At 44.6% G+C, this 6000-nt stretch carries 7 protein-coding genes; 2 read left to right on the top strand and 5 right to left on the bottom strand.

The window, feature by feature from the left end; all coding sequences use genetic code 11:
• Nucleotides 1–10 precede the first annotated feature (10 nt).
• Nucleotides 11–151 (top strand): transposase, encoded by a 141-nt coding sequence (locus tag BLP63_RS14035; protein WP_456297596.1) that lies wholly within the window; start codon nt 11–13, stop codon nt 149–151.
• Between the two features lie 298 nt (nt 152–449).
• On the opposite strand, the gene BLP63_RS14030 is transcribed toward BLP63_RS14035, so the two are convergent.
• Nucleotides 450–971, bottom strand: a complete 522-nt coding sequence (locus BLP63_RS14030; RefSeq protein WP_092592652.1) for an adenylyltransferase/cytidyltransferase family protein — start codon at nt 969–971, stop codon at nt 450–452.
• Between the two features lie 202 nt (nt 972–1173).
• Between BLP63_RS14030 and BLP63_RS14025 the strand changes: the two genes are divergently transcribed.
• Nucleotides 1174–1902 (top strand): DNA alkylation repair protein, encoded by a 729-nt coding sequence (locus BLP63_RS14025; RefSeq protein ID WP_242870925.1) that lies wholly within the window; start codon nt 1174–1176, stop codon nt 1900–1902.
• A gap of 165 nt (nt 1903–2067) precedes the next feature.
• Here the strand turns inward: BLP63_RS14025 and dctP are convergent, their stop codons facing one another.
• The 4 genes from dctP to BLP63_RS14005 all read right to left on the bottom strand — a co-directional run bounded on the left by dctP (nt 2068) and on the right by BLP63_RS14005 (nt 5913).
• Nucleotides 2068–3117, bottom strand: a complete 1050-nt coding sequence (dctP, locus tag BLP63_RS14020) for a TRAP transporter substrate-binding protein DctP (protein ID WP_092592650.1) — start codon at nt 3115–3117, stop codon at nt 2068–2070.
• A gap of 36 nt (nt 3118–3153) precedes the next feature.
• A complete protein-coding gene (locus tag BLP63_RS14015) occupies nt 3154–4461 on the bottom strand; it encodes a TRAP transporter large permease (protein ID WP_092592648.1) in 1308 nt (435 codons plus the stop codon).
• Nucleotides 4461–4994, bottom strand: a complete 534-nt coding sequence (locus BLP63_RS14010) for a TRAP transporter small permease (RefSeq protein WP_170829473.1) — start codon at nt 4992–4994, stop codon at nt 4461–4463. The genes BLP63_RS14015 and BLP63_RS14010 overlap by 1 nt, the downstream gene beginning before the upstream one ends.
• A 199-nt stretch (nt 4995–5193) precedes the next feature.
• Nucleotides 5194–5913, bottom strand: coding sequence for a FadR/GntR family transcriptional regulator (locus BLP63_RS14005; RefSeq protein ID WP_092592644.1), 720 nt, complete (start codon nt 5911–5913; stop codon nt 5194–5196).
• Between the last annotated feature and the right edge of the window lie 87 nt (nt 5914–6000).

Raw genomic sequence — 6000 nt, 5'->3', positions numbered from 1 at the left:
GAGCAAGGAGATCCTCAACGCCTTCAAGTATGGCTATACCAATGGCTGTACAGAAGGATTCAACAATAAAATCAAAGTCTTGAAACGCATCAGTTATGGCGTGAGAAACTTTATGAGATTCAGAAACAGAATTCTTCACATGTGCAGGTAGATTTAACTGGCTGTTTTACACTGCTGGCCTTTTTGTCATGCCCATAATTCGTTCGTTGACAATCGATTACTAAAATACCCTCTAAACATTAAAGGAGCAGGGATTCAAAGAATCCCCACCCCAACTATTGACTTAGAGCCTAAATAAAAAAACCCACTGGCCAGCTCCAGCAAAAGGCTCAAAGCCTGTTGCCGAGGCACCAGTGGGTATAGAAATGGGGCTGCAAATTTGGGTGTTGCTTAGGTTGATATGGAAGCTCCTGCTTTAAAGGCTTCACAGGTTTTAAATTAAGCCACCTTTAAGAATGCACCTTTATTAGGTCTTTATAAACGATCTCAGGCAAATAATCTCTATAGGCTTCTGGATTCCTGCGAATCTGAGCGCCGGAAACAGGGTGCCCGTTTCTATTAGGGTCATACAGGCAATGTGGGATACCAAGCGCTGTGGCCAGAACATCTCCATAGCTTTCAGACGAAAACAGAATGTCCGTCTCAGGAAAGGCTTCCGCGAAATACCGGGTCCACGCCGCCTCCGCTTCAGGGGTGTGACCGCCCGTAACGGGCAGGTGAACGGCTTTCAGGTCCACGACTTTAACAGTCACGGCGCCTTTGAAGAGCTTTTCAAACCATCCCAGTCTCACCTCAAAAGAGATGGGATCCGATGGTTTCGAAACCACCGCCACCGTCAATTGCTTGCACCGCTTCAGAGCAAACCGGATTAAGGCTACATGTCCCAAATGAAGCGGCATAAATTTGCCTATGACCAGCCCACAGCAGGGCTTCTCTGATACTTTATCTTTGTTTTTATTAACCTCTGTCATGGGTTCTCCCTCGAAAACGGTGGCTTTTTCAGAAATGCGTGATGTGTCCGCGAATGCTGACGAGGTCTTTACTCACAGGATTTGTTTCACGGACAAGCCTTCGTGGTATTTAATACCCAGAGAGTTGGCGTTCCAACAAAATTAAAAATATTTTTGTATTCAAACTTGAAGACGCTCTCCAATCCATCACGAGGAGGATCACATGTCAAGCGAACGCAAGGTTAAAGAAAAAAACACTCCTACCCTTCCCTCCGAAAACGCAAGCCAGTGTCAGCTGTTGGAAGACACTATGGATGTGTTCAGATGTCACGCCAATCCAGAAAACGCGCAGCCTATGGCTGCTTATATGAAGCATCAGTTCCCCTTCTTGGGCATTAAGAAGCCTGAAAGGAAAACACTTGAAAGAGCTCTGCTTCAGCAGCTCAAGAAAGACAAAACGATTGAAAGCGAGATAATTGAGCGCCTTTGGTCAGCCAAGGAACGGGAATTTCAGTATCTGGCGTTGGATCTTCTGGTGGCTGTCCAGTCTGAACTGAAGCCTGATGTGATGCCTTTGCTTGAACGGCTGATCCACGATAAGTCCTGGTGGGATACGGTGGACCTCATTGCAGCTCAGCTGGTGGGACCCATGACCCTGCGGACCCCTGAGCTGATAGACGCTTACATACGCCCTTGGAGTATCTCAGACAATCTTTGGCTGCGCAGAACGGCCATCCTGTTTCAGCTTAAGTCAAAAAAGGCAACAGACACGGGACTTCTTGAAGACATTATCATCGAGAACTGTGGTACAAAAGAATTTTTTCTCAACAAAGCCATAGGCTGGGCACTTAGAGAATATTCGAAGACAGACCCGGACTGGGTGGCGGCGTTTCTTTGCGCGCATGAGCTGGCGCCACTGAGTGTGCGCGAGGCGGGGAAGTATCTGAAGTAAGTCATATAAATTCTATGATCTCGACGAGAATGGACAAAGAACGAGCGGTCATTGACAGCGCTCGTTCTTTGTCATTTTTGTTGCTATTTAGAAGGGGAAGAACACAAAGTCAATTTGTGGATCTGAAGATACTGGCTGATTCAATGATTTCAATTCACCATATTGCTATTTTTTCGTGACCTTATCAAACAATTCTGCGCCATATTCTTCCCTAACCGCAGGCCATACTTCCGCTCTAACCTTATCAGCCATGGCTTTGTATTGCTCGTCGGTATATTCAATAATAACAGCACCAGCTTCTTCTAACAGTGCAATATACTCCTGCTCTTCTTCAGGTGCTGTCGCCCAACGATCTTGCTCAAATTTAAGCGCAGCTGCTTCAATAACTGCTTTCTCGTCATCTGACAGTTTATTCCAGGCATCCATACTCATTTGGAGCCACCAGATTTCAAAGTGTGAGTTGACTGGTAAATAATATTTTGTTACGTCCCTGAAGCTCGAATAGTAGCCTTCTGCGCCAGATCCAATCGCGCCATTTACAATACCAGTCTGAATGGCAGTAAATGCCTCAGAGAACGCTATTGGAGAAGCCTGATAGCCTAAAGCTGTAGCCGTAAGCTCGAATGACTTAATCCCGGGAACACGAATTTTAACATCTTCACTAATATTAGGGTCCCCTGGTGCTTTCGGCGCTACTGTGGTAATGATGCCTCCAAAGTACTTTGGATATCCTGCGAGCATCTTAATATTTTCTTGCTCAAACATGGCTTCAACTTCATTGAATAAAAGCCCATCTCTGGCAAAAATCGTTTTTGCTTCATCCCAAGTGCTGGCTAAAAACGGCAAACTTGGAAGTGTAATCGCAGGATTGATATTCGGCGCTGCTGGTGCGAGCTGCATTTCGACATCGCCAATGCCTAAGCGCTCCTGAACAAGGGCGTAGTCACCCAGCTGACTGTTAGGATAAACCTCAAATGTCGTTTTTCCTTCTGTACCTTCGGTAACTGCCGCCATAAAGGCGTTCGCGTCTTCATCCGTAGAGCTGCCTTCAGGTCTTACATGCCCAAACTTCAAAGTTCTTTCCTCGAAACCTTGTGCTTCATTAGTGCCAGCTGGGCTGGAGCTGCCTGCACACCCCGTAATGGCTATAATCACCATAACCGCAATAATAGCAAGTGACATAAACTTTCGCGCATTTGTTCTGTTTAATTTCATGCTTGAACCTCCCTTTTTGGTGAAGCTGCATTACATTTATTTGACAAACCCCATCAATGTAGGCAAGTACATTGAAAGCGGTGGCCAAAACGTGGTGAGGAAAACAATCGGCAGATAGCCAAATAACAAGAATACAAGTGTAGGACGCAAGATTTCATGGAATTGACAGTTTCCAATACGCATGCCCAGATAAAGTATACTTGCGTAAGGTGGTGTAACACCGCCCATAGCTAAGTTAACACCCATAATGGAGGCAAAATGAACCGGACTGATACCCAATTCTGTGACGAGTGGAAGTAATAGTGGTGCGATCAAGATCATCCCTGTGACATCATTGACAATCATGCCGACAAAGAACAGGAACACGTTGATGACAATGAGCAGCAGCACTTTGTTGGTCGTAATGCCAAAGATGATATCCACGAGCGCTTGAGGTACCTTAAGCAATACATAAGTTTGGCTGAGCATCAATGTAAACATGATCATGGTCATAATGGCGCCAATGGAGAGCGAGGATTCATTGACCGTCTCAAGGAAGGTTTTGAACTTCAGCTCCTTGTAGACCCAGAAACCAATTGGAATTGATACAATCGCTGCGACTGCAGCCGCTTCTGATGGTGTAAAAACTCCTCCATAAATGCCGCCGAGAATAATTACCGGAAGTGACAGCCCTGGTAAAGCACGTACCATTCTCTGGAGATTCCGGGTTCTCATTTCAGCGGCAGGAAGCTTCTCCTCGAGAATTATATCAGGCATTTTTCTGACCCAAATCATATTGATAATTGAAAAGGAAAGTACAATCATAAGACCTGGACCTACTGTAGACAAAAAGGCTGCCAGTATTGAGGTTTCTGTGACCCAGCCATAAATAATCATGATGACACTTGGAGGGATCAACAGGCCAAGAACCGAGGAGACGGTAACTAAAGCTGTCGCATACCCTCTTGGATAGCCCTGCTCCACCATTCTTGGGATCAAAACCGGACCCGTAGCAGCAACGCCGGTAAAGCCACTGCCTGAGATCGCACCTATAATGGCGCAGGTTGTGACTGCAACGACACCTATGCCGCCTTTAACTCGACCAACAAAGATATCCGCAAAATTGAGCAAGTGTTGCGCTACCCCACTTCTGGCCATGATGAGCCCCGCAAGGATAAATAAAGGACTTGCCAGCAAGATGGGACTGATCATCTGTCCGAAGCCCCAAAGCATCATACTCCTCATGGACGCACCACCTGCTACCGCCATGAAAGCCAGGGCACCGCCAAAGCAATAAGGCAGAGGCACACTGAACATCAATAACACGACAAGCAGAATGACATCAATTAAAACTAATGTCAGCATTATTTGACCTCCTCCTTTACCGCCGTAATAGTCTTGTTTTTACTTCGAATGGTCTCACGGGATGCCTTAAAAACATCCACCAATTCAGCGCCGGTATAAATGGTCATAAGGATCAGGCCAATTAATACCGCGCTCTCTGCAAAGAACATTGGGAATTTAAGCAGAGGACTAAGCTTCCAGGTCTTCAGCGAGTACATGAAATACCAGTAAGCCCAATAGGTCAACCAAAGACTCACCACAATTGAGATCAGGCTTCTGACGACATTGAATACCGCGCGACCTTTCGTACCCTCATGTATGTATAGCGTAAGTATGCCGCAATCAATATGGGATCTTGTTCTTGATGCGTTGGCACCGCCAATCATATAAAGCCAAATGATTGGGAACAACATCAACTCTTCAATGCCAAAAAGCGGCGCTCTGAAGACATATCGCAAAACGACCTGTATTACAATGAGGATTGGCAGAATAATGGTTAGAATCATAGTGAAATATTCCTGAAATTTTGCTGCAGCTCTACTAAACTTTTTCAAAGGTTCCCCCCCTTTCATGACAATAACACCTAAATTATCGTTTGTTGGTCTGACATTTCGTTGTTCTGCTGTTCTGTTGTTCAACTGTCCTACAGCTCATATTATAACAGATCCTTTTAAATTTTTCAATCCGTCTTATGAGCATTGTCGAAATTTGTTGAGAGCTTTTCATTTCCCACATGCTTTTGCTGATCATTGACTACAATTCCGACTCATCATAAGCATCGCTGGATTTCACCATATTAAGAGAATTCTCAATATGCCGGTGCATAAGGTTCTTCGCTGTAACAGCATCTTTATTTTTTATACATGTCAATATAGCTTCATGTTCATCCAGCTCAGAGTTCAGGATATATTCATTCAAATGCTGATAAAACACTTTGCCGCGAGTGACAATCAAGCTGTCCGTAATACTTTCCATGAGATTGATCAATATTCTGTTCCTGGACATATTGAACACATAAGTATGAAATTTGAATCCCAGATCAAAGGTATAGTTCTTCTCTTCGAGGGCTTTCTTCCCGCTGGCAATGATGACTTCCAGCGCCTTTATGTCTTCTGCTGTCGCATTTTTTACCGCGAGATAGGTCAGTCCAGGTTCAATGATCAGGCGCGCTTCCAGCAGCTCAACCAAAGAGCTCTCCCATTCAATCAGATTGGAAAGGTCCATGTTGTTGATATTGGTCATTGCATTTTTAGAAACAAAAGTGCCAATGCCCGTTCTCGACTCTAAAATACCAACCAACTCAAGTGCCTTAATGGACTCCCTGATGGAATTGCGACTCACTTCAAACTGTCTTGAGAGTTCAACTTCACCTAAGATCTTATCTTCAGGTTTCCAAACACCTTCACTGATCATTTTGATAATCTGTCTGGAAACTTCTTCATACAAATTTTGTTTTTTTGCCGGTGTAATCATAAGACTTCGCCTCCAATTGATGTTGTTTAATTGTACCACAATTATACCTGTTTACACATCATCAATTGAAGAAAAAATGCTGATCGA

Origin of the sequence: Acidaminobacter hydrogenoformans DSM 2784, from assembly GCF_900103005.1 — a bacterium.
GTDB lineage: Bacteria > Bacillota > Clostridia > Peptostreptococcales > Acidaminobacteraceae > Acidaminobacter > Acidaminobacter hydrogenoformans.
The sequence above is the reverse complement of the archived record's forward strand: the minus strand, read 5'-3'. Positions and strand labels throughout refer to the sequence as shown.